Origin of the sequence: Phormidesmis priestleyi ULC007 (genome assembly GCF_001895925.1) — a bacterium.
GTDB lineage: Bacteria > Cyanobacteriota > Cyanobacteriia > Leptolyngbyales > Leptolyngbyaceae > Phormidesmis_A > Phormidesmis_A priestleyi_A.
This window is the reverse complement of the sequence record NZ_MPPI01000015.1, coordinates 60,203-83,437: the sequence shown is the minus strand read 5'-3', so window position 1 is coordinate 83,437 and position 23,235 is coordinate 60,203. Positions and strand designations below refer to the sequence as shown.

Here is a 23,235-nt window from a genome sequence, read left to right as displayed (position 1 = left end):
GGTCTCGATCGTGGTCATCCCGATCGAGACCTTTTTGTTTGAACATCAGACTCTAAATCCCTTCACCAACCATCGGTTTCAGACTCGTTCCAGACTTCTAAATCTAACTCAGCAAGATAGGTGAGCGCATTCTCTATTTGAGCTTGACTTCCTTGGAGATTGAGGTCAAACCAACCGTCGCCATTAGCGTTTGCACCCAGAATAGCGGCTGTGATATTCACCGTGAGCGAATAGTCAGAGATGAGGCGAGAAATGACGGGTTCTTGATGATAGTGCTTGGGAATGCGGATGCGAATGCGCTTTTGAGTCGATCGTGTATCTTCGTTTATGAATGCTTGCATCGTTATCTTTTGCCTCTTTTAATCTACAGCTTGTCAGTCGGAATATCGTATTTAGTTAAGCAAGATTCTAGCGAGAAACCTGGAAAAACGCAAGTAGGGGCACGGCATGCCGTGCCCCTACTACCCAATAAATGTCGCGCCCCTTACGATGAATACCATGCCTATCGCCGACGAACTTTACTAACCATCTTGCGCGATAGACGTAGCTTTAAGTCTTCCTGGTCTGCCCAATCTTGCAGCAATCGGTAAAAAACTTGGCGATCGTCATTCTTCAACACGGCAACTTGATCCGCCGTTTCGATCACATAGGGATAGCCACTTCCAATCACGACCTCAGCCCGTACCCAATCAATGATGCGATCGTGCCAGCCTGCTTCATAAACCCAGACTGGCATCTCTAACCGCACCGGATAACTATCTTTATTCGTCTTGAGATAAGCGAATGCGATTTTGTCGCCCTGATCGCCATAGTGATCCAAGATTCCAGATCGCTGACAGAGAAATAGAGGGGTACGATCGCCCCATTCCATCCAATGATTTTGGGTGCGGTTGAGGAGCTGGGCATCGTGAATCGATTTTGTCTCAGGCAGATTGCCCAGACGACGCAGCATTTCAGTTAAATCGTGAGCCGTAGATGTGTCAATATAACCCACCAAAGGTACTTGATAATGCTCACTTGCTTGAAGAAGTTTGCACATACATTTGACGTAGAAGTTGCGCGTCTCTTCGTCGAATGCTTCTGCAAATGTGACCACCAACGAGCCATCAAAAAAGGCGAGACACGTTTCACAGCCCGATCGCTCTTCCATATATTGAATCAGGCGATCTGTCTCCATCTCAAAACGGCGGAGATTAACTTTACGATCGGCGATATCCCCCCGTCCGACGCGCAGATCATTGGGAGTCATCACATCTAAATCAATGTCTTTCTCGTAAACACCAGACGGCAAATGAAAGTTTTCGTACCAACCGATTTGCACTAGTGCAATGGGCACCGAAATATCTTTGCTGGGATAAATCTGAGAGCCATCGACCGCAAATGTTGAAATTCCGGTGAGATGATCGCGCACCCATTCCAAACTCTGTTCTCGACTTGGCCAGGTTAGCTGAGATGGAATGATCCAATCAGAATATTTGCCCAACGGCTCTAGAGGCAAGGCTCCACAGTCTTTCATGCCTTTCAGCATCTCAAGCAGAACCGCTGATGACTGCTGTGACATCTTCGCCAACGCCGCTCTATATTGCTGAAGCTCTTGCAAAGCGGTTTTATCATAGCTCATGAAATCATCGCGCTTTTCTTGCAGCAAACTCAAAATTTGAGACGGCTTAATCGGCATAATGAAAAGGTGTTTTTGGTACTTGGGTACTATATTAGACCGGAATGTCCAATCCTCTTCAGTATCTATCGGCGATCGAGCCAGATTGCTCTTAATCCTGCGGTTTGGGCAGCTTCAAAGTCTTCTTCAAAACTGTCGCCAACGTGCCAGATTTGTTCAATCGGATGATTGTGTTTGGCGATCGCGTGGGCGAAAATTTGCGGGTTTGGTTTTGCGGCTCCGACTTCGGTCGAGAGAGTTACAGAACTGAAGAAATCCGTTAAATCCAACGCCTTGAGAACCGCGTAGAGACGAGAATCAAAATTAGATAAAATGCCCATTGTGATGTGACGATCGCGCAATCCCTTTAAGGTTGGTAGCACATCCGCATATAGAACCCAGGGTTCTGCCGTGGCAAAATGATTATAGAGTTCTGCAAAAAATGCGGAGAAATCAGAAAACTCATGCAGTACGCCAAGTTGGGCAAAGGTTTGCTCAACGATCGCGTTCCACCAATGAAACTCTAAATTTGGAATTTCACTTAAAGAATGTCCTGGAAATGCCGGAGAACTTGCTGCTTTGAAGCATTGATAGAATGCTTTATTTAATGCAGCGATCGAAACATAAACGCCATGACGACGAGCAATTTCACCATAGACTTCGCCAACGCTACCACGCACACCAAACAACGTCCCAACGGCATCGAAAAAAATTAGTTGGGGACGATTCATAAAAAATTTTGCATGTCAGGGTGATGAATGCAGGAGAACTTAAATTGAAATGTCAACGATCGTGACTGCCTGCCAGGGCATCCGCGATCGGCTTTGTCACCCAATTTAGCCCAACTCGAATCTGATGTTTTAGGGTGGGCATCCGATTTAAGTAAGCGAGTCGCCGGATGATATGGGCAACCGTCCCGTCTAGTTGAATGCCCATTCCCGTCAAGGTTGCGTTGTTTTCACCCAGCGTCATCATCTCGCCCAGATATTGATAGCGGAACGGCAAGAGCGGGCGATTTGTCAGCGATGCCCAAACATTCCAACCGACATAATCAGATTGTTGAAATGCCGCTTGAGCCGTCGGAGGAACCTGCTGACCGTCGGCATCTTTGCAGTCTGCTAAATCTCCTAACGCAAACACTTCCGGAGAGTCAATCACTTGCAGAGTTGGTGTTGTCAACAACTGCCCGCGTTGGTTTTGCTTGAGCGGTAGGTTTTTCACCACCTCATTAATGCGAGTGCCAACTGTCCAGAGCACTAAATCAACCGGAATCGTGTCAGTCGAGCCTTTGTAGCTCAAAGAAATCGTGTCTGCGGCGATCGCGTCTACGGTCGTCTCTAAATCTAACCAAACGCTCCGCGATTGCAGCGCTTTGTCAGCCGCTTCGCGATTAGGTGCAGGGGAAGAACGCAGAATTTGGTCAGTCTGCTCAACCAATCGCAGTCGCACTCGATCGCCCAACCGATCTGCCAACTTACACGCTAATTCAACCCCGCTATAGCCTGCACCTACGATCGCAATCCTAATTTTGTCGCGGTCTGATGCTTCTAACTGCCGCAGTTGTTCTTCGAGTCGATACGCATCACCGATCGTCCGAAAAGGCAAGGCATAGTCTGCCGCTCCGGGCACTAAATCGAGCGGAGTTTCTCCACCCATTGCTAAGACAAGCCGATCGTAGGTCAAGGCTTCACCGTCTTGAAGCTGTACCTGCTTAGACCCAATATCGATATTGGCAACTTCTTTTTGACAGAAGCGAATTCCTGTGTTTTCGAGCAACTCTGCATAGGGCGGCGCAACTTCCCAGCTTTGCAGCTCGCCCGTGACTAACTCATAAAGCAACGGCGCAAAGACGAAACGATCGCGTTGATCGACCAGCACGATTTCTGGTTTTTCTGCCTTCGTCCAGGGCAGTTGGCTCAATCGCAACGCGGTATAAAGACCACCAAAGCCGCCACCAAGGATACAAATACGGGCAGGTTGTTGAGGCATAAGGCAATGCAGCAGAGGGACTCTTTCCTCATTGTAAGGAAGTGAGCAGAAATCAGCATAGGCGAAATGAAAGAGGTTTTTGACTTTCGCAAACAGCCGATTAGAGGCAAAATAGCTTAAATCTAAAATCGGTGTTTCATCGCGGGAAAAACCTCATGACCAAATTAAAAGTCGGGCTGTTGTTTGGCGGATGTTCAGGAGAGCATGAGGTGTCGATTTCTTCGGCAAGGGCGATCGCGCAAGCGCTCAAAACTGACTTTAATGCTGATAAATATGACGTGTTGCCGTTCTACATCCAAAAAGATGGCTATTGGCAAGCGGGCGACCTTGCTCAACAGGTTTTAGAGTCAGGAACGGCGATCGCGACTATAAACCCCAATCAAACGCGCTGGCAGTTTCCGCTCCAAGCCGCCGAAGTTGAGGTATGGTTTCCGATTTTGCACGGGCCCAACGGTGAAGACGGGACGGTGCAAGGGCTTTTCAAGCTGATGCAGGTGCCATTTGTGGGTTCAGGCGTGCTGGCATCGGCAGTCGGTATGGATAAGATTGCAATGAAAACGGCTTATGCTCAGGCGGGTTTGCCGCAGGTGAAATATTTGGCAGTCACACGATCGCAAGTCTACTCAAATCCCTGCGTCTTCCCCAAGCTTGGAGATCACATCGAATCGGAGTTGGGATATCCCTGCTTTGTTAAACCCGCGAATTTAGGATCATCTGTCGGAATTTCTAAAGTGCGAAACCGTGCCCAATTAGAAGCCGCGTTGGATAATGCAGCCAGTTACGATCGTCGCATCATTGTCGAAGCCGGAGTAGTCGCGAGAGAAATTGAATGCGCTGTTTTAGGCAATGACAACCCTAAAGCTTCAGTGATTGGTGAAATCACCTTTGAAAGCGACTTTTACGATTACGACACCAAATACACCGCAGGGCAAGCAGGACTGGAAATTCCGGCAAAGCTACCAGAGGCAGTTACGACTCAAATCCAGGAGATGGCGATTCGGGCCTTTGTGGCGATCGATGGTGCCGGGATCGGACGCATCGATTTCTTCTACGTTGAATCGACGGGAGAAATCTTCATCAATGAAATCAATACCTTTCCAGGATTCACCGCCACCAGTATGTATCCGCAACTCTGGGCAGCCAGTGGCATTCCCTTCTCAAACCTCGTGGATCAACTCATCCAATTTGCGTTAGAGCGACACGATAAACCGCCTGAGTAGTCCTACCTACACCGAGTCTACGAGTCCCATGCGCTCCCACCAGCGATTGAGCGGAAAGTAAACGATCGGTGCCCACAAACTGCTGAGAATTGCAGAACTGAGAGCAATAAACTGGTGATAAGTCCAGATTTCGACTAGCGATCGCCCCCCTTGCAGGCTGAATTGGATTGCCGTCACCGTCTCGGCTAACACCGCCATCCCAAACACAATCAGCGCCACTGAGATAAAGTCTTCTTCAATGTAGCGCTGCTTTTGCAGTCGAGCCGTCAAAACCCCAACCAGCACCAAACTAACTGCATGAGTCGGAAACGGAGAGGTCATCCCATCCTGCAACAAACCCAAAATCAACCCTGCCATCGCACCTTGAAACATCGTCCGCTTAACGCTCCAGGCAACCACCCAAATCAATAGCCAGTTTGGGCCAATGCCCGCTAATTCCATGCCAGGTAAGCGCGTTGGCAAAACCATCAGACATAAAAGCACCGAGATCACAGTCACGCCCCAGCTCACGAAAGGGCGCGAAATAGGGTGACGATCGAACAAATCATCCAAAGCCGAAGTCTTCATGGGGTTGCTTCTGGAGAAGGCGCTGAAGCAGGAATCGGGGCAGAAGGGGCAGTCAGTTGAGGGTCGCCCAAATTAGCAGAATTGGGATAAACCGTTGCCCACTCTAAATAGTTAATCGGAGCAGATAACTCGATTATGGCTTCAGGTGCCGGACTTTTGTTGAGATCAACTGACTCAATGCGCCCGATCGGAATGCCTGCCGGAAACAATTGGCTAAACGGCGACGTAGACACCACATCGCCCCGACGCACATCCGGGACTTTCTCAAAAAACTCCATAACGGCTCGGTTGGCTGACTTGCCCCGCATAAATCCCATATAGCGACTGCGGCTAATCGTCACGCCCACCCGACTACTAGGATCACTCAACAAAAGCACTTGGCTTGCATCAGACGTAACACTGCTGACACGACCCACTAACCCACCAGGACTGAGCACGATTGACCCGACGCGAATGCCATCCTGACTGCCTCGTCCCAAAATCACCTGTTGCCACCAGTGATCAGCGCTGCGACCAATCACTGGAGCTGTGACTCCTTTAACCTTTTTAGCTGAAACGAATCCCAGGAGTTCTTCCAGACGTTGATTACGACTCTCTAGCTCAATTAAACGCTGCTGAAGTTCTTGCGTTTGAGCATTTATTAATCGGTCTTGTTGAGTCGGTTTGCCGTGAAATGGACGCGTGAGCAACTGGTAAGTTTCTAGGAGCACACCTCCCTGAGTCTGGCGAACAAAGAGAGCCGTCCCTAGTGCCACACCGACCAAGACAGACTGAATTCCGTAGCGTTCCCACCAGCGTTGCAGTGCGTACATTCAACCTCGTATGTTGGCTGGACAACTTCACAAAAGTATACGGCTCGGTTCCAGCATTAGAATCACTTTTCGCAATTTATTTCTTAATATCAGGAAATAAACTGCGAAAAACCTGTTTAGCGAGACGGGCGAGTGCTAAAGACACGCTCTAGCTGCTTGAAGTTTTCTAAGACTCGTCCGGTTCCTAAAACGACACAGCTTAACGGGTCAGCAGCCACGTGAACCACAATTCCTGTTTCATGACTGATCAGCGTATCGATGCCTTTGAGTAGCGCACCGCCACCTGCTAACATGATGCCGCGATCGATAATATCTGCCGCTAACTCAGGCGGTGTGCGCTCTAGAGTCCGCTTGACAGCATCGACAATCACAGACAGAGGCTCTGACATGCTCTCGCGAATCTCAGGGCCCTTAATTGTGACGGTTCTAGGCAGTCCCGACAGCAGGTGCAGCCCGCGCACTTCCATCGTCGCTTCATCATCTTGGGTAGGGTAAGCAGACCCAATGGAGATCTTAATCTCTTCGGCGGTTCGTTCGCCAACCACCAGGTTGTGAACTTTTTTCATGTAGTGAATGATCGACTCACTCAGTTCGTCTCCGGCAACTCGTACCGACTCACTGAGGACAGTGCCTTGCAAACTGAGGACGGCAACTTCGGTGGTTCCGCCGCCGATATCGATGATCATGTTTCCGGTTGGTTCGGCGACGGGTAACCCGGCTCCGATCGCAGCCGCCACAGGCTCATCAATCAAGTAAACTTCTCGGGCCCCAGCCTGAGAAGCAGCTTCCATGACGGCGCGACGTTCTACCCCGGTCACGCCGCTGGGGATGCCAATCACAACGCGAGGAGAAACTAGGGTTTTTCCTTCATGCACCCGTGTGATGAAGTGCTTTAACATCAACTCTGCGGTGTCAAAGTCGGCGATTACGCCATCACGCAAGGGGCGAAGGGCGACGACGTTTCCAGGAGTTCGTCCCAGCATTCTTTTTGCGTCTTCGCCGACCGCCAAGGGAATTCTTTCATTTTGATCCATCGCGACGACGGAAGGCTCTTGTAAAACGATGCCTTTACCTGACACGTAGACTAGAGTGTTGGCGGTGCCCAGGTCTATACCCATGTCCCGGGATAAGGAGAAGCGACTGAAAAGACCCACTGGTTTCTATGCCTCAGATTAACGCGATGAGTACGATCGAGTGAGGTGCAATCAAGCACCAACAGTTATCGATGTGGATTTTATTACAGTTTCTATCCTGAGTCTAGTCAGGTTGCATGAAATCATCAATAAAAAGTCTTTTTCATGGAAGCGCGATCGCTTAGAAGCTTAGATTCAAACTGATCTCATCATAGAGGTAAAACACTGATTAAATTTGATGTTCTTTTAATTACAAATAAGGACTGATTCAAAAGGTAGATAAGATTTTGTTTGCCTGAATCATTGTTAATTAGGACTTACGTAAACCTCGGAGGTTTTAACCAAGAATCAAGCATCGTGACCACCATATTGGCTTGAACCTCCGAGGTTTTAGTCAAAATGCATAAGTCCTGTTGATAAAGACCCTTGGAAAGTTGACCCGATCGTCAGCATTTTAAAGTTAGACTTAAGTACAAGTGTATTGATCATCAATACATTAACCGGGCTAAAGGGAGAATCTTCCTTTAGGATAAAGACACTTAAAGCGTGAGCAAAGAAGCATGAGTCTTAATGTAGTAACCCTGGTTGGGCGAGTGGGCGGTGACCCAGACGTGAAATATTTTGAGTCAGGCAGCGTTAAGTGTCGGCTCACTCTAGCGGTCAATCGTCAATCTAAGAATAATGACCAGCCTGACTGGTTCAATCTAGAACTGTGGGGCAAGCAAGCCGATGTCGCGGCTAACTACGTCCGCAAAGGCAGCTTGATTGGGGTAAAAGGCTCCTTAAAGTTTGATAGCTGGAAAGATCGAAACACGGGAGTTGATCGAACCTCGCCAGTGGTGTTGGTCGATCGACTGCAACTTTTAGGGTCAAAGCGTGATTCTGAAGGCGGAAGTGCAGAATCTTCAGGATATGCAGATGACTTTTAATTGAAGATAGATCTCCGACTGCTCAAAGAAGTCGGAGATCTTGTCTTGTGCTGTTAATAGCTGATCTGCAAGGTCACTGATCCCTCGACCCGCTGTTCGCCTCCAATGACAGGAGTTGGGGCTTGAGCGGCGGCTACCTTAAACCTCTCCATATCTGCCATCAAAGGAATTGGGGCAGACGCACCGTTAATCTGGATGCTGACAACCTCTTTGCGAGTCAAATTGAGGGCACTAAAAACTGCGTCTGCTTGACTTTGTGCGTCCTGAGTTGCTTCACGCAGAGCAACTTTTTGGGCAGCGGCGATCGCCTCATCAGATGCCACAAAACTCACGCCATCGATTCGACTGGCTCCTGCTTTGACTGCATCATCTAACAACGTGCCTGCCTTCTCAGTTGGGACTCGGAAACTCACGGTATTTGACGCGCCATAGCCCTCAAGCTTTTGACGGTTGTTGTTGTAACTGTAGACCGGGTTGAGGTTAATGCCAGTGGTTTCAAGCTTTTCGACATTGCGAGATTTGAGCAGCGTCACTACAGCATTTGAGCGCCGCGCAACCTCCCCCTGAACCTCGTTAGCCGTTTTGCCTTGAGCCTCAACTCCTAATCGCACTTGAGTGACGGTCGTCGCAATCTCTTCGACCCCACGACCCGTGACTGTAAGCGTTCTTAACACTTTTTCTTGTGCCAACGCAGGGCTGGCTAGAGATAGACTCATCAATCCTAAAGCGATCGGAAGTAGCTTGACTCGGTTCCAAGTAAAAGCAGGATTTCCGGCTGAATTCATCATCTTAATCATTTAGATAACTCCTCACTGAGAGCTATTTACATCAGTGTTGTGGTTGATGCTTTTACTGTGTCATTGTTCAAGCGCGATCGTGGTGTTGGTTACATTTTTTGCAACTTAAAAAGCACGCGCCGCTATCAGAAGTGGATATTATTTTTGACTAATACGAATCACCCGTGCCGAATGGCACATTGCTATTTTTGATTAAACCTGAGCGTAATAAAATATTAGTTCAAACTTGACCTCTATCCTGAATAGGAGATTCCTGATGTTGTCCCGTTTACCTTTATATTTCCTAACAGGATGTTTGACGCTTGTAACAGTGACCTCATCCGCCGTTCCAGGTTCTGCTCAGCTCTTTAACAGCCCAGTTGATCGCTTGTCAGCCAGCGATCGCACAGCGTTGAGGAGCGGTCAAACCTTAGTGACCGGAGAGAAAGGAAACTACGTCGCTAAGATATTAGTCAAAAGTTCTCAAGATGCCGCTTGGAACGTCTTAACTGACTATGGCAGTCTCTCAAAGTTCTTACCCAATGTAGTGTCTAGTAAAGTACTAGAGTCAAACGGCAACCGTAAGGTGATTGAGCAAGTCGATGCTCGGCAGGTCTTTCTGATCAACGTGCGATCGCGCATTCGTTCTTCAATTACAGAGACGGCTAAGACTCGGATTGATTTTCAGCAAGTGGATGGCGACTTGCAAAAGCTGCAAGGTTATTGGACTGTGGAACCTGTAGCGCCTTTTTCTGGGGCAAAAGCAGATCAGGTGCTGATCACTCATGTCGTAAACGCACAGCCCAAGCCTGGAACCCCAAAAGACATTTTTTATAATTTGTTCAAAGATTCTTTGGGGAAAAACCTGAGTGCCATCAGTCAAGAAGTCGTGCGACGATCGCGATAGTCTCTTGAGCACAGATAAAAATAATCTGGACTGTAGTCTAAACTCTGCTGACTTGATTCAAGAATTCACTTGATTCAAGAATTCATTAGAGTAGGACTTACGCAAACCCCGGAGGTTTAACCAAGAATCAAGCATCGTGACCGACAGAGTGGCTTAAACCTCCGAGGTTTTGGCAAAATGCGTAAGTCCTGTAGAAATAGGTGGAAATCAGGTAGCAAGATTAGAATAATTCTGAATAATAGATTAATAAGAGTCATGTGCCCAAATAAGAAATGGCGCTGTTCTAGGATGATTCAGCTTAAAGGTTTCCGTAGCTCTATGTAAAATTTGTCACGTTTTCCGGAGAATCGGAGAACCAGAACGATTTTATACAATGGACACTTCAGAAAATCCATCTTTTATGATGCATCCACCGCGCGACCTTTTAGAGCTTCGCGATACCCACCCACCTGAAACACAGACAACCTGCTTTCTAGACCTCCCAAGTTTTCCTGCTCAACTGGAACGAGTCGCAACAGTGGATACCCATCAAATTTTTCAACTTGTCGATCGCATCTTGCCGTTTGAAGCCTGTCTCTATCATCAAATTTTGCCCTTGTCGCTCAAAGACCAGTGTCTTCAGCTTGGCATGGTGACTTTAGAAGATGCCGCTGCCCTCGACTACGTGCGGCAAATTCTGACGTTTATGAACTATTCGCTAGCGCCTCAAACCATTAGTTCAGACGTTCACTACGCCACTCTTTCTGCCTATCTCAATCATGGGGTCAATCAAGGGCTTGTGGTTCCTTCCTTAGACGATTCCGTTCTTGCTCAAGAACCTGGAGAGGCTGAGAATGTTGACTTGCTAGAAGAAACCAGTCTAATCTCAAATCAAAGTTCCTGCGAGATTTCAGATCTTGATTTTTTCTCTAGAGGCGACTCCGCACAAGCTACTCAAGAGGCAAAAGCAACATTTTTAATAGACAGCCCCGATGAGATTGATGATTCCCCAAATCTTCTCTCACCCGCTACAGTTGTCTTAGTTTCAGAGCTGCTTCAGCACTCCAAATCTCCCATTCCTGGAAACGCTTTGCCCACGTTGGAAGTTAGTACCAATTATTTAAACAGCCCTTCAGATCATTTAGCTGCCTTACCGCCTGCCCAACTCTTGCAAGAACTGCTGGGACGAATTGTCAGCGATGGAATTGGGCGACTCTATCTTGAGCGCCGCTCCACCACAGGACAAATTCTGTGGAGTCAAAACGGAGTTTTGCGATCGGTGCTAAGTGATTTGCCTCTGTTTAGTTTTCAGGCTGTCATTGATGAGTTAAAGCAACTTACCCACTTGCCACGGACTCCGGTGCAGCAGCCAAAGCAGGTTGAGGTTGAGCGGCTTTGTGATCAAAATCGGGTACTGCTGCGTCTGCGCGTGATGCCGAGTGCTCATGGTGAAGAAGCAACCTTGCAGATTTTGCGAGGAGCCGCTCTCAAATTTTATCAGCAGCGGCAGATTGCCAACTTAAGCCGCGACGCGCTCAACATTGCCCAAGGTTTGCAACAGAAGATGCGCGAGATTCACGATCGGACTCACGCCAGTGCTCAACTCCCTCCTGACCAAGCTAACCTAACTCAAATCTTACAAATTGTAGAACAACAGATTAAAACCCTCAACCAGATTGATGAGGGTTGAGTTTTGAGTCATTCGTTCAAAACTCAACCTACGCGATCGCGGCGGCGGGTTGCCAACGCCCCAAGGGTTTGCCGATGATCGCGAGTTCTTGCATTAATTGGTCAAAGCGATCGGGCGTTAAAGATTGTGGCCCGTCAGAGAGCGCTTTTTTAGGATTGGGATGGACTTCGATCATCAGCGAGTCGGTGCCTGCGGCGATCGCGGCCATTGCCATCGCTGGTACATATTCTGCCCGACCCGTACCATGACTGGGATCGATCATAATCGGCAGGTGAGTCAGCGAGCGCAAGACTGGGATTGCGGCGAGATCGAGTGTATTGCGTGCATAGTCACGATCGAAGGTGCGAATTCCCCGTTCGCAAAGAATCACGTTGGGGTTTCCGGCTGCTAAAACATATTCAGCCGCCATCAGCCAGTCTTCGATCGTGGCTGCCATGCCTCGCTTCAGCAAAACTGGCTTATCTTGAGCGCCCACTTTCTTCAACAGAGAAAAGTTTTGCATATTGCGGGCACCGATTTGGATCACATCTGCCACCTCTGCCAAAGGCTTTAGGTCAGCCGCATCCATCAATTCGGTGATGATTCCCAATCCGGTTGCCTCTCGTGCGGCAGCCAGCAGATTTAAAGCGCTCTCGCCATGACCCTGAAAGGCGTAGGGCGAGGTGCGAGGCTTAAAAGCGCCGCCTCTCAAAAATTGCGCGCCTGCCGCTTTGACACGTTGAGCCGTCTCGACAATCATGTCTTCGTTTTCAACCGAACAGGGCCCCGCGACCACCACTAAAGGATGGTGTTCACCAAAGTAGACCGTTCCGTTAGGGGTCGGGACGGCAACACTGCTGGCTTCACCCTGGCGATATTGGCGACTGGCACGCTTGAAGGGTTGCTCTACTCGCAAAACTTGCTCAACCCAGGGGCTAATTTCTTGAAGTTGTAAGGGGTCTAGGTCAACCGTGTCTCCAACCAGACCCAGAACGACCTTATGTTTGCCAATAATCTTTTCGGGGGACAATCCCCACGTCGCCAGTTCGTCGGTGACACGGGTCAGTTCGACTTCCGGGGTGCCGACTTTCATAACCACAATCATGTGAGAACCTCTGCTGTGTTGTAGATGGGCAGTGTCTTCTATTGTGCGATCGCCCGCCCTAATAAAGCTATTAAGAAACTATTCGATTCAGGCCCAAAAAACGGTTGGTAGATGGGCACCAAACCATCCATCTACCAGCCCCTGCACAATGTGACTACTCGCTCAATTCTTTCTTTTGTCGTGCCGACTTCCAAGCACCAGTTAACCGCTTGAAGTTGAGATTAAATTCTTCTAAGCCGACGCGGGTGCCGACTCTCTCTTCATCCCAAGACGCAGAGATTAAGCCATAAGATAGCCCCAACACGCCCAACCCTAGAAAGCCCATGCTCACCAACACAACCGCCACGTTGGGCAGTTTGATTCCAGCTTTGACTAAAAGAAAATAGCTGACGATAAAGGTCAACATCCCCAAGGCGCTGGGAAGACCGCAGAAAAACGCCATACGACGTGCCATGCGCTTGCTGACCACTTCGGGAATGGTGCCTGAACCTCTCGCCGATCGCTGGCTCTTCTTAGCGGCTTTGCGATCGTTGGGCTGCTCTTCTTTCTCGATTTTAGAGGACTTAGAAATACTGGGCGGCTTTTCGCGCTTGGGCTTTTTGTTTCCCTTCTCTAGCACAGGATTGCTATCGATCTTTGCCGATTTTTTCTTTTGGGTAGGCTCAAAGGGCAAGCGATCGGGCAGTTTAGAGTCTTTAGGATCAGAAGACATCGGCTAAAATACTCCTTAACCCCGAATGCCAAGACGAGTAATCAGGGCACGGTAACGCTCTTGGCTATTCTTATTGATATAAGCCAGTAAGCGCTTGCGTTGACCGATCATTTTTAGCAAGCCCGTCCGAGAAGCGTGGTCTTTTTTGTTGGTTCTCAAGTGAAGGCTAAGTTTATTGATGCGATCGGTCAGCATCGCAACTTGCACGTCTGACGACCCGGTGTCGGTTTCGTGAATTTGATAGTCGGTGATAATTTCTTGTTTACGCTGTTGCAGCAGAGCCATGAGATGAAGTCTTTCCGTTATTGATTGTGGGTGTGCAGTCTCATATGGTATCACAAGGAAATTCGTTGCACACGATGGAATTTGCACGATCGCTACCTGGATCCATTCAATCAAGCTGGGTAAAGTGCAGTTAGTACTTCATCAACATTGACTAGTCACGCAAGGTGGGGCAGAAATGCACGCATGAACGATCGCAATGACTCTAGCAGCAATAGCCTGTGGACATTCCTAAATCAGATCAGTGCTCCTATCTTGGCAGGCATCTCATTGATTTCTGGTGTCTATGGTTTTGTCAAACTGTTTGTTGATAAAGATGCCGGACTAGTCACCCTGATTTCCCTAGCGATCGGCGTTCTGCTCCTGTTAGGCATTTGCCTGTACTACGCCCGATTCTGGAAACCCGAAAAGCAAGATCGGGGGCGATCGGCATTTGAGCCATTATCAGATGAGCACGTGAAAGCACAGGCAAAAAAAGAACGGCAGCGAAAACGGGTTCGTCGATCAGCCGTTGCTGGACTGATTCTAATTCCGATCCTCAGTTTCTCTGGCGTTGTAGGCTGGCAATATTTTCAGAGTCTCCCTGCCAAAGACATTATTGTTCTGGTTGCCGAATTTGACGGGCCCGACCCTAAAACCTATGGCGTGACTGAGAAAGTGATCAATCAACTGCGCCAAGCTACAAAAAATTATGCTGACGTTAAAGTTGAAGCCTTAAATAAGTCGATTACTGAACAGGAAGGCAGTAAAATTGCCCGGACTGTAGGGGAGAAACGCAAAGCCACGATCGTCATTTGGGGTTGGTATCGCAACCCCGGTGAAGTGGTGCCTCTGAGTGTGAATTTTGAAGTGCTGCGCTCACCCAAAGATTTGCCCGAACTGGGGCAGACTGCCAAGGGGAATATTCAGCAAGCTGCGATCGCCGATCTAAAAAGTTTCACTCTCCAGACTCGTCTCTCCAACGAGATGAGCTACCTGAGCCTGTTTACTTTGGGAATGGCTCGTCGTGCGGCCGGGGATTGGGAGGGAGCGATCGCCCGCTTCAGCGATGCACTGAGCCAAAAAACAGCATCCTCATCAAGCTTAAACCAAAGCCTGGTTTATTTTTACCGGGGGTCTGCTTATTTGCTAAAAGGGGACTCCGATCGCGCCCTGGCTGACCTCAACCAAGCGATTAAACGCCAGCCTAACTTTGCTGAGGCTCACGCAATTCGAGTCATCGTCTACGTTGCCAAGGGCGACTACAACCGTGCCCTAGCCGATGCAAATCTGGCAATTAAACTGAAGCCTGATATGGCTCTAGCTTACGACAACCGGGGTCTAATTTACCTCACAACAGGCGATTATGATCGAGCGATCGCTGACTTTAATCAGACACTTAAATTGCTTCCCGCTGCTGATCATGCTTCAGACTCTATCCATGCAGATGGCAGTCAGCTTGGCACTTTGAAGCTGAACGATTCCGGGGTTTCTGTCGTCAATTTTGCCCTCTCTGAAGTCAGCGATTACCTCGTTTACAACAATCTTGGCACTGCTTACTATGCTAAGAACGACTTCGATCGCGCCCTTGAAGCTTTAGATCAAGCGATCAAACTCCAACCCGATCGCGCCTTTGCCTATTTCAATCGTGCATCAGTCTACTTTAGTCAGAAAAACTACGACTATGCCTTGTCCGACCTCAACCAGACCCTCAAAGTTCAGCCCGATCTTGCCCTCGCCTATCTGAAGCGGGCAAGCGTTTATTACATCGGCAAAGGCGACTCCGATCGCGCCCTAGCTGACCTCAACCAAGCGATTAAACTTCAGCCTAGTTCAGCCCTGTTACACACCATGCGTGGTGAAATTTACTCCGATATCAGTGATTACGATCGCGCTCTTCTCAACTATGACCAGGCACTCAAACTCCAGCCTAACGACGCTGAAATCTACCACGATCGCGGGCTTACCTATGCCAAAAAAGGCGATTACGATCGCGCCATTGCAGACTATAACCGGGCGCTCAAACTAAAACCTGGCTACGCCAAAGCCTACAACAGTCGTGGTGTCAGCTATAAGCGCAAAGGCGACTTCGATCGCGCAATTGCTGATTACGACCAGGCAATCAAACTAAAACCTGACGAGGCCGGGGCCTACAATAATCGTGGGTTTGCCTATGCCGAGAAGGGCAACTTCGATCGCGCCCTCGCTGATATTAACCAAGCACTCAAACTCAGTCCGAATGAAGCCACTATTTACGATAGCCGGGGCTTTGCTTACGCCAGGAAAGGGAACTATGGTCGAGCGATCACAGACTATAATCAAGCCCTCAAACTAAAACCTGATGCTGACTATGCCTACTATCACCGAGGAATGGCTTACAGAAAGCAAGGCAGTAAAGCTCAAGCGATCGCTGACTTCAAGAGAACCCTGGAACTGACTCAAGATCCCAAAAAGCGGCAAGACACCGAAAAACAACTTCAAGAACTTGACAGATCATAGTTTGTAGCGGTGAACTGAAGATTGTTGTGGAGACATTAATCATGGTGGCTCTGAGCAATAGCTGCGGACGGAATAATGCGAGGGGTCAGGCGTGAGGAGACTAGCGGTTCTTATCGGTTTAATCATCAGCATTGCCGTTTTTCCTCACGCTGCTCAAGCTGCGATCGCTCAACCCGAACGAATTCCTCTAACCCTGGAGCTTTTGCAAGAACGGCTGCGATCGCCCGTGCCCCGTGAAGGGACTCGAATTCTCGATTTGCGGCGCACCACGATCGACCTGCGCCCCGAAAATGCAGACTTTCGCGATCAGTTTTATAGTCTGGTTCAAGCTCAGTTACAACGTCCAGGATTGCCGCTAGGACTGGATCTGAGCTATTCGCTGATTGAGGGAGACTTAGCGATCGCAAGACTAGGATTGCGTGCGCCACTCTATGGAGAATCGCTGTCTCCGATTTTTACGCCCAACGAAAAAGCCCAATTGCAGCGCGATCGGCGGCGGCTCTCTCGTCTGAGTACGCTGTCTCAATCGCTGCTGATCACGTCTAAAGAATCATCACAAGCGCCTTCTGCCCAAATCACGGTGTTTCGCGGGCCGATTAAACTTGTGCAAACTCGCATTACTGGATTTGCAGACTTCACCAACACGTTTTTTCTCAACCGCATGGAGGCACAAGGGGCACAGTTCCCGTCGGGCGCAGATTGGTCACAGACTCGGTTTAGTTTGCCTGTGAGCTTTACGAGTGCCAACTTTGGGCGAGAAGCGCTGTTTCGCAACAACATCTTTTTTGGCAAAGCAGAATTTAATCAGACGCAGTTTCGCGGTGAAGTCAGCTTTCAGAGCAGCGAGTTTCAGGCGACCGCGAACTTTAATCAGGCAACCTTTTATCAATCGGCAAACTTTACGCGGGTGCAGTGGCAGGGCAATGCCGATTTTGCTCAAACGCGATGGCGGGAACAAACGCTGTTTACAAAAGACACCTTCAATCAGTTGTTTTTTCTCACCGATGCCACGTTTGATAAATCTGCCGTCTTTCGAGACGCTCGATTTAATCGAGCCGTTAACCTACGCGGAGCCACGATTCTCGATCGAGCCGATTTTAGCTATTGCTCTTTCTCAAAGGGCGCTTATCTCAATGTGGCGGGGTTACGATTTGACTCTGACAAAGCCAAGATTTTGGGCGACCCTGGGCAGATCGGCAAGGTGATTTCGGTGCCGACGTTGCAGGGCAATGAAAATCTGCTGCGTGAATTAGTGCGAAACTTTCGGCGACTCGAACAAATTGCTGACGCAAATCAAATCGATTACACCGCCCAGCGATTGCGATCGCAACAACTGCTGCAACGGCTATTTGGCACCAATTTAAACACTGCCACGATTCCTCAGTTAAGCAGAATTGGCTTTAATCAAACTCAAGCAAACGCGATCGGGCAGCGTCGAGCCAAACAACCGTTTCGCAATCCGACTGAGTTGCTCACGGTTACTGCTGTTGATTTAGAAACGTATATTAGAGTCCGCGATCGCGTGATCGCCGTCGAGCCGTTGTCTCCAGTTCTGAACGTGCTCGATCGCTTGAGCCTCGCGTTTAATTGGGTGGCGCTGAGTCTATTGCTCTTGTTGAGCCGCAACGGCACGAGTTTTTGGCTGATCTTTGGCGTAGGACTGGTGACGATCGCTTATTTCAGTATTTTGTTTTGGGGAGTTGATCGCTGGCGCAGACGCTACCCTAAACCGATTCTGCCAACTTGGGGAGAATTTGCCTGGGTGAGCAGTTTCGCCACCGTTCTCAATCTGGGTGGGCTAGTGGCAGTGTTTCGCAACGGTGATCGACCCTGGATGACCTTGGCATGTTTGGCGATCGTGATGGTGCCGATTCCGCTAATTTTGATCGGGCTGCTGTTTCGTCAGGGTCGCTACCACCCACTTTTAGATGCCAGTTATTTTGTTGAAGAAGGCACCCTCCGCCAGTTACGAATTTTGATTGGACGGTTGCCGATCATTCCACGAGAACCGATGTTTCGCGATCGCTATCTGCCCATCTTGTGGGATCGTCATTGGAGTTGGCTCAACTATTTCGACTTCAGTTTTAATAATTTTTTGCGCTTTGGCTTTAACGATATTCGGCTCCGAGATCAGCACCTACCCAACCTAGTCACCGGGCTGGTTTGGTATCAGTGGAGTCTGGGGACGCTCTACATCGCCTTGCTGCTGTGGACACTTTCCCGCACGATTCCGGGTCTAAATCTACTGATCTACTTCAAGTAAGATTTATGACTGACGATCGCGATTAAATGACCCATAACTCAGAAAAATGACTCATAATTCTCAAAATCGGCTAAATTCACAGAATATTGTCCAGTTTTTATAGATAATCTGAGAAATCGTTGTTATCGTGCGTCTACAAAAGCTTTATTTCTCAAAAGAACTGAGCAAATAAAAAATCAGCTAAATATGTTTTACTGCATACAATGAAAGCTCAAATTTAAGATTGGTTCTCTTTAGTCGATGATCAATTGGTGTGTGTTGAGGAAACCTGTGAAAAGCGCTAAAAAGCAACCCGTCTCCCCGAAATCAGTCCCCGCGCAATCTGCTCAACCTAGACGAGTGACTTCTAAAACCAAAAGGTCGGCAAAGCCCAAAGGCAAGAAGCTGCTCTGGCTGATGTTTTGCTTGACGGGGGTCGCCATGCTTTCGGCAACAGCAGGCGCGCTACTCGCAGTTTCGCTCGCCAGTACGCCTCTGATGCAGCGTCAACTCAGCCCCGCTCAAGCCTCAGTGTTTGGCAAAGGTGGCATCTCAAGCCGAAGCAGTTTGAAATTGCCCGAACTGACACGCCCCGTCAACATTCTGGTTTTGGGTGTAAAAGTGCTAACGACGGATTTACAAAATCCTCCTGACCACCTCAAAAACCTTCGCTATCAGGCCCTCGTTAACTCGTTTGAAGGGTTGACTGATGTGATGTTGCTGCTGCGCTTTAACCCTGAGACTAAGAAGCTGACGGTGCTCTCAATTCCGAGAGATACGCGCACTTATATTCCTGATCACGGCGTTCGTAAAATTAACGAAGCAAATCTGTATGGTGGCCCTGCCCTGGGTGCAAAAACGGTCAGTGAGCTGCTGGGAGGCGTAGGGGTCGATCGCTATGTCACGATCAATGTTCAAGGGGTAGAAGCGCTGATCGATGCGCTGGGTGGCGTGACGGTTTTCGTCCCCAAAGACATGAAATATAAAGACGATAGTCAGCATCTTTACGTCAATCTCAAAGCCGGACAGCAACACCTCAACGGCGATAAAACCCTGCAACTGCTGCGCTTCCGCTACGACGAAAATGGGGATATCGGGCGAATTCAACGTCAGCAGACCGTGATGCGCGCCCTCATGGAGCAATCCCTCAATCCCACTACCGTGACTCGGATTCCTAAACTGCTCTCGATCATTCAGTCACACATCGATACCAATCTGACCGTTGAAGAACTGGTGGCGCTGACTGGCTTTGCCTCTCAAGTGAATCGATCGAACACCAAAATGCTGATGATCCCAGGCGAGTTTAGCGCTCCGGGTGAATATGACGCGAGCTATTGGCTGCCCCACCCGGCTCAGATTCAAAAGCTAGTCGGTCAGCATCTCGATTTTGGCACCACTGCGTTGACCGAAGATCAACCCGCGACGCTAAGAGTGGCGATTCAAAACAGCATTCCTCAAGATAAAGGAGTGCAGTCGGTAATTACTAGGCTGAGAGGGTCAGGGTTTAACAACGTTTATCAAGACAAGCCCTGGACAGAGCCTTTAAGCATCACTCGCATTGTGGCTCAACAAGGCGATGTGATTGGGGCAGAATCAGTGCGACGATCGCTAGGGTTTGGCGAAGTCAGAATTGAGACAACGGGGAGTCTTGACTCAGATGTGACAATTCAACTGGGCAAAGATGCGCTTCAGCCGCCTAAAAAACTGCTGCGTCCGGGGCTGAAAGATCCCGCCGCAGGTCGCGGTGAGTCACGATCGCTGACCAACCCCGCCAACAAAGGATAAAGTGTAGAATAGGATCAGGGTCAAAACTCTTCGTCAGTTAGCGTTTCAATCAACAGATCCACTTGATTCTGACGTTGAGCTAAAAATGCTTCGCACTGTTTCAAATACCTGACGGCGGTCGAAAATTGCTCAAACACATCGGCAAGGTCTAACTCACCCGACTCAATGCGTGACAAAATCGACTCAACTTGGGCAACCGTTGCCTCATAATTCCAGTTAGTTTGAGACGGGTATTCAGAAGAACGGCTGTCAGGGGTCGAATCTTGATCCGCTTCGATTTGTTTTGAATAGGCTGCATTTGAGCCAGGGGAAATATTCATGCAGCGCCCCAAGGTGAAGGTGAATTCTGACTCTTTTATTTATAGTCTTTATTCGTCGAAACTGGGTGGAGCGATCGAGACTTCCGTGACTTTAACTTTCAGGTGCCCTTGCCCTAATTGAATTGACAAATCCTCTCCCGGAGAGACTTCTAACGCCGATCGAGCAATGCTTCCGTTCATCTGCCGCACCACTGCATAGCCTCGTTGAAGCACGGCTTGCGGGTCAAGCGTTGCTAACTTTTCTTGCAGAAGTTGATGGTGTTGAGTCGCTTCTTGAAAGGGGCGCAGAGTTGATTGAATCAAGCGCTGTTTCAACCAGGCAACGACCTGAGTTTCTTGTTTAATCTGGCGATCGAGCTTCACGCGTTTAACGCACTCCCGTAGACTTTGCAGGCGATCGCGCTCGACTTCTAGATATTGCACCACCGCTTGATTGAGGGCATGAAATCGTTCTTGATGCTCGGCGTGCAGATTGGAGAGAAAGGGAATTGCTTGCTCGGCGGCAGCAGTTGGGGTGTGGGCGCAAACATCGGCAGCGAGGTCTGCTAACGACTCATCGCGCTGGTGTCCAATGCCCGCAATCACAGGAATCGAGCAATTTGCCACCGCCCGAACCACAAATTCGTCATTAAAACACGCCATATCTTCGATCGCCCCGCCGCCCCGTGATAGAATTAGTACATCCGCTCTACGATCTCGTTCGACTCGTGCGATCGCTGCCACGATCGATGCTGGTGCCTGATCTCCCTGCACTAATGCTGGAGAAAACAGCACCCGCAACCCCGGATAGCGCCGTTTTAGCGTTCGTTGGATGTCTCCCCAGGCTGCGGCTTGAGGTGAGGTGACCACCGCAACCGTTTGAGGATGGACGGGTAGAGGACGCTTTCTCTCTGGGTCAAAGAGTCCTTCTAGCTCTAGGCGATTTCGCAACTGTCGATAGCGCAGAGCCAATAGCCCCTCCCCTGCCGGAAGCGCTTGCCAGACAATCAACTGGTAGTTGCCCCGTTGAGGATGGACGTTGACCCGACCCAGCAAAATCAACTGTTCTCCCTGCGCTGGCAGAGCAGCCAATTTATCGAGTTGACTGTTCCACACGACGCAGCTAATGGAGGCTTTGGCATCGGGGTCTTGCAGCGTGAAAAACAACCCACTGCGATATCGCGATGCACTAGAAACTTCACCTGTCACCCAGACTTGACGGAGTTGGTCATCTTGCTCAAGCAGCAGTTGAATGTAGGCGGTTAACCCCCCGACTGATAGGGCGGAATCTGGCTCGATCGAGCTAGGCAGATTAAAAGACATCACGTGTAACCTGGAGAGAGAAGCATCAAATTATCGGCTGATTTCACTGAAATTTCTAACTCTCATGCTAGAAGGTTAATCACGAGTCTCAATCTTAGACTCTCAGCCCCTTCCGACTTGCTCTCTATAACTCTTTCTTTTTTGAGGCGCTAATGGCTAGTAGTAAAACAACCGAAAGTTCCGATAAGCAAAAAGCCCTGACGATGGTGCTCACCCAGATCGAGCGCAACTTTGGGAAAGGCAGCATTATGCGTCTGGGTGATGCCACCCGGATGAAGGTTGAAACCATCCCCAGTGGCGCTCTGACGTTGGATCTGGCGCTAGGCGGTGGGCTGCCAAAAGGTCGGGTGATTGAGATTTACGGTCCTGAAAGTTCGGGTAAGACGACGGTGGCGCTGCACGCAGTTGCCGAAGTCCAAAAAACAGGCGGAACGGCGGCTTACATTGATGCTGAACACGCGCTCGACCCCAAATATGCAGCAGCTTTGGGCGTTGATATTGCTAATCTGCTGATTTCTCAGCCTGACACGGGGGAAGCAGCACTAGAGATTGTGGATCAATTGGTACGATCGACCGCCGTTGATATTGTGGTCATTGACTCGGTGGCGGCACTGGTTCCTCGTGCCGAAATCGAGGGCGAAATGGGCGATTCTCACATGGGTTTGCAAGCCCGTCTGATGAGCCAAGCGCTGCGGAAAATCACCGGAAATATTGGCAAGTCTGGCTGCACAGTCGTCTTTATCAACCAGTTGCGTCAAAAGATCGGCGTGACGTACGGCAGCCCCGAAACCACCACAGGCGGACAGGCGCTGAAATATTATGCCTCTGTGCGTCTCGATATTCGCCGCATTCAAACCCTGAAGCGGGGCAACGAAGAATATGGCAACCGCGCCAAGGTGAAAGTTGCCAAAAACAAAATCGCACCGCCGTTCCGCATTGCTGAGTTTGACATCATTTTCGGCAAAGGCATCTCGACGATCGGATGTCTGGTTGACCTGGCAGAAGAAACGGGCGTGATCGTTCGCAAAGGTGCCTGGTATAGCTATAACGGCGATAACATCAGCCAGGGTCGCGACAACGCGGTGAAGTATGTGGAAGAGAAGCCCGAATTTGCCAAAGAAGTTGAAAAACTGGTGCGCGAGAAGCTCGAAATGGGCGCTGTGGTGTCTGCTAACTCGGTCGGAGCGCCTGACCCAGAAGATGAAGATGACGAAGAGTTTGTAGAAGCAGCAGAATAAGCGCGATCGTTCTAACGCTTAAATTTCATAGAGGGTGGGCTAAATGCCTGCCTTTTTTATTATTCAACCTGAGTTCGGGTTAAGCCGAAGGCTGAAATCCCCACTGCAAGTAGCTTGAGCCAAACAACCAGCT

Annotated in this window: 21 protein-coding genes; 8 read left to right on the top strand and 13 right to left on the bottom strand. The window is 49.3% G+C overall.

From position 1 onward, the window contains the following. Positions 1-62: 62 nt before the first annotated feature. The 4 genes from BRW63_RS14795 to BRW63_RS14780 all read right to left on the bottom strand — a co-directional run bounded on the left by BRW63_RS14795 (position 63) and on the right by BRW63_RS14780 (position 3,646). Positions 63-341 carry an NIL domain-containing protein gene (locus BRW63_RS14795; RefSeq protein WP_073072377.1) on the bottom strand — a complete coding sequence of 93 codons (279 nt, stop codon included), beginning with the start codon at positions 339-341 and terminating at the stop codon, positions 63-65. 161 nt (positions 342-502) lie between these two features. Continuing rightward, entirely contained in the window at positions 503-1,678 is a 1,176-nt protein-coding gene (locus BRW63_RS14790; RefSeq protein ID WP_073072375.1) for a DNA double-strand break repair nuclease NurA, read from the bottom strand. A gap of 65 nt (positions 1,679-1,743) precedes the next feature. Beyond that, the gene (locus tag BRW63_RS14785) at positions 1,744-2,388 is read right to left on the bottom strand and encodes an HAD-IA family hydrolase (RefSeq protein WP_073072373.1); all 645 of its coding nucleotides are present in this window, start codon (positions 2,386-2,388) and stop codon (positions 1,744-1,746) included. A gap of 52 nt (positions 2,389-2,440) precedes the next feature. Beyond that, positions 2,441-3,646, bottom strand: coding sequence for an NAD(P)/FAD-dependent oxidoreductase (locus tag BRW63_RS14780; protein ID WP_073072371.1), 1,206 nt, complete (start codon positions 3,644-3,646; stop codon positions 2,441-2,443). Between the two features lie 155 nt (positions 3,647-3,801). On the opposite strand from BRW63_RS14780, the gene BRW63_RS14775 reads away from it, so the two are divergent. Beyond that, positions 3,802-4,866, top strand: coding sequence for a D-alanine--D-alanine ligase family protein (locus BRW63_RS14775; RefSeq protein ID WP_073072370.1), 1,065 nt, complete (start codon positions 3,802-3,804; stop codon positions 4,864-4,866). A gap of 6 nt (positions 4,867-4,872) precedes the next feature. Here the strand turns inward: BRW63_RS14775 and mreD are convergent, their stop codons facing one another. The 3 genes from mreD to BRW63_RS14760 all read right to left on the bottom strand — a co-directional run bounded on the left by mreD (position 4,873) and on the right by BRW63_RS14760 (position 7,363). Next, positions 4,873-5,433: a rod shape-determining protein MreD gene (gene mreD / locus BRW63_RS14770; protein WP_073072368.1), complete on the bottom strand. Its 561-nt coding sequence runs from the start codon at positions 5,431-5,433 to the stop codon at positions 4,873-4,875. Continuing rightward, positions 5,430-6,245, bottom strand: coding sequence for a rod shape-determining protein MreC (mreC, locus tag BRW63_RS14765; protein WP_073072366.1), 816 nt, complete (start codon positions 6,243-6,245; stop codon positions 5,430-5,432). The genes mreD and mreC overlap by 4 nt, the downstream gene beginning before the upstream one ends. Positions 6,246-6,361: 116 nt before the next feature. Further along, positions 6,362-7,363: a rod shape-determining protein gene (locus tag BRW63_RS14760; RefSeq protein WP_073072364.1), complete on the bottom strand. Its 1,002-nt coding sequence runs from the start codon at positions 7,361-7,363 to the stop codon at positions 6,362-6,364. Positions 7,364-7,938: 575 nt separating this feature from the next. Between BRW63_RS14760 and BRW63_RS14755 the strand changes: the two genes are divergently transcribed. Continuing rightward, positions 7,939-8,307 carry a single-stranded DNA-binding protein gene (locus BRW63_RS14755; RefSeq protein ID WP_073072360.1) on the top strand — a complete coding sequence of 123 codons (369 nt, stop codon included), beginning with the start codon at positions 7,939-7,941 and terminating at the stop codon, positions 8,305-8,307. A 53-nt stretch (positions 8,308-8,360) separates the two neighbouring features. On the opposite strand, the gene BRW63_RS14750 is transcribed toward BRW63_RS14755, so the two are convergent. Next, positions 8,361-9,104 (bottom strand): SIMPL domain-containing protein, encoded by a 744-nt coding sequence (locus tag BRW63_RS14750; protein ID WP_106254142.1) that lies wholly within the window; start codon positions 9,102-9,104, stop codon positions 8,361-8,363. A 256-nt stretch (positions 9,105-9,360) separates the two neighbouring features. Between BRW63_RS14750 and BRW63_RS14745 the strand changes: the two genes are divergently transcribed. Together BRW63_RS14745 and BRW63_RS14740 are read left to right on the top strand one after the other, a co-directional pair. After that, positions 9,361-9,990, top strand: a complete 630-nt coding sequence (locus BRW63_RS14745; protein WP_073072352.1) for an SRPBCC family protein — start codon at positions 9,361-9,363, stop codon at positions 9,988-9,990. Between the two features lie 373 nt (positions 9,991-10,363). Beyond that, positions 10,364-11,659, top strand: a complete 1,296-nt coding sequence (locus BRW63_RS14740; RefSeq protein ID WP_083582963.1) for an ATPase, T2SS/T4P/T4SS family — start codon at positions 10,364-10,366, stop codon at positions 11,657-11,659. Between the two features lie 28 nt (positions 11,660-11,687). Here the strand turns inward: BRW63_RS14740 and aroF are convergent, their stop codons facing one another. From aroF to rpsO, 3 genes are all read right to left on the bottom strand, one after another. Then, positions 11,688-12,743: a 3-deoxy-7-phosphoheptulonate synthase gene (gene aroF, locus BRW63_RS14735; protein WP_073072350.1), complete on the bottom strand. Its 1,056-nt coding sequence runs from the start codon at positions 12,741-12,743 to the stop codon at positions 11,688-11,690. A 154-nt stretch (positions 12,744-12,897) separates the two neighbouring features. After that, entirely contained in the window at positions 12,898-13,455 is a 558-nt protein-coding gene (locus BRW63_RS14730) for a PAM68 family protein (RefSeq protein ID WP_073072344.1), read from the bottom strand. A 15-nt stretch (positions 13,456-13,470) separates the two neighbouring features. After that, the gene (gene rpsO / locus BRW63_RS14725) at positions 13,471-13,740 is read right to left on the bottom strand and encodes a 30S ribosomal protein S15 (RefSeq protein WP_073072342.1); all 270 of its coding nucleotides are present in this window, start codon (positions 13,738-13,740) and stop codon (positions 13,471-13,473) included. Positions 13,741-13,923: 183 nt separating this feature from the next. Between rpsO and BRW63_RS14720 the strand changes: the two genes are divergently transcribed. The 3 genes from BRW63_RS14720 to BRW63_RS14710 all read left to right on the top strand — a co-directional run bounded on the left by BRW63_RS14720 (position 13,924) and on the right by BRW63_RS14710 (position 20,242). Then, positions 13,924-16,215: a tetratricopeptide repeat protein gene (locus tag BRW63_RS14720; RefSeq protein ID WP_083582961.1), complete on the top strand. Its 2,292-nt coding sequence runs from the start codon at positions 13,924-13,926 to the stop codon at positions 16,213-16,215. A 91-nt stretch (positions 16,216-16,306) separates the two neighbouring features. Further along, positions 16,307-18,478: a pentapeptide repeat-containing protein gene (locus BRW63_RS14715; RefSeq protein WP_073072340.1), complete on the top strand. Its 2,172-nt coding sequence runs from the start codon at positions 16,307-16,309 to the stop codon at positions 18,476-18,478. 339 nt (positions 18,479-18,817) lie between these two features. Continuing rightward, positions 18,818-20,242 (top strand): LCP family protein, encoded by a 1,425-nt coding sequence (locus BRW63_RS14710; protein ID WP_223257389.1) that lies wholly within the window; start codon positions 18,818-18,820, stop codon positions 20,240-20,242. 20 nt (positions 20,243-20,262) lie between these two features. Here the strand turns inward: BRW63_RS14710 and xseB are convergent, their stop codons facing one another. Then, positions 20,263-20,562, bottom strand: a complete 300-nt coding sequence (xseB, locus tag BRW63_RS14705; RefSeq protein ID WP_073072334.1) for an exodeoxyribonuclease VII small subunit — start codon at positions 20,560-20,562, stop codon at positions 20,263-20,265. A 48-nt stretch (positions 20,563-20,610) separates the two neighbouring features. Then, the gene (gene xseA, locus BRW63_RS14700; RefSeq protein WP_073072332.1) at positions 20,611-21,864 is read right to left on the bottom strand and encodes an exodeoxyribonuclease VII large subunit; all 1,254 of its coding nucleotides are present in this window, start codon (positions 21,862-21,864) and stop codon (positions 20,611-20,613) included. Positions 21,865-22,016: 152 nt separating this feature from the next. Between xseA and recA the strand changes: the two genes are divergently transcribed. After that, positions 22,017-23,102, top strand: coding sequence for a recombinase RecA (gene recA, locus BRW63_RS14695; protein WP_073072330.1), 1,086 nt, complete (start codon positions 22,017-22,019; stop codon positions 23,100-23,102). Positions 23,103-23,235: the final 133 nt, after the last annotated feature.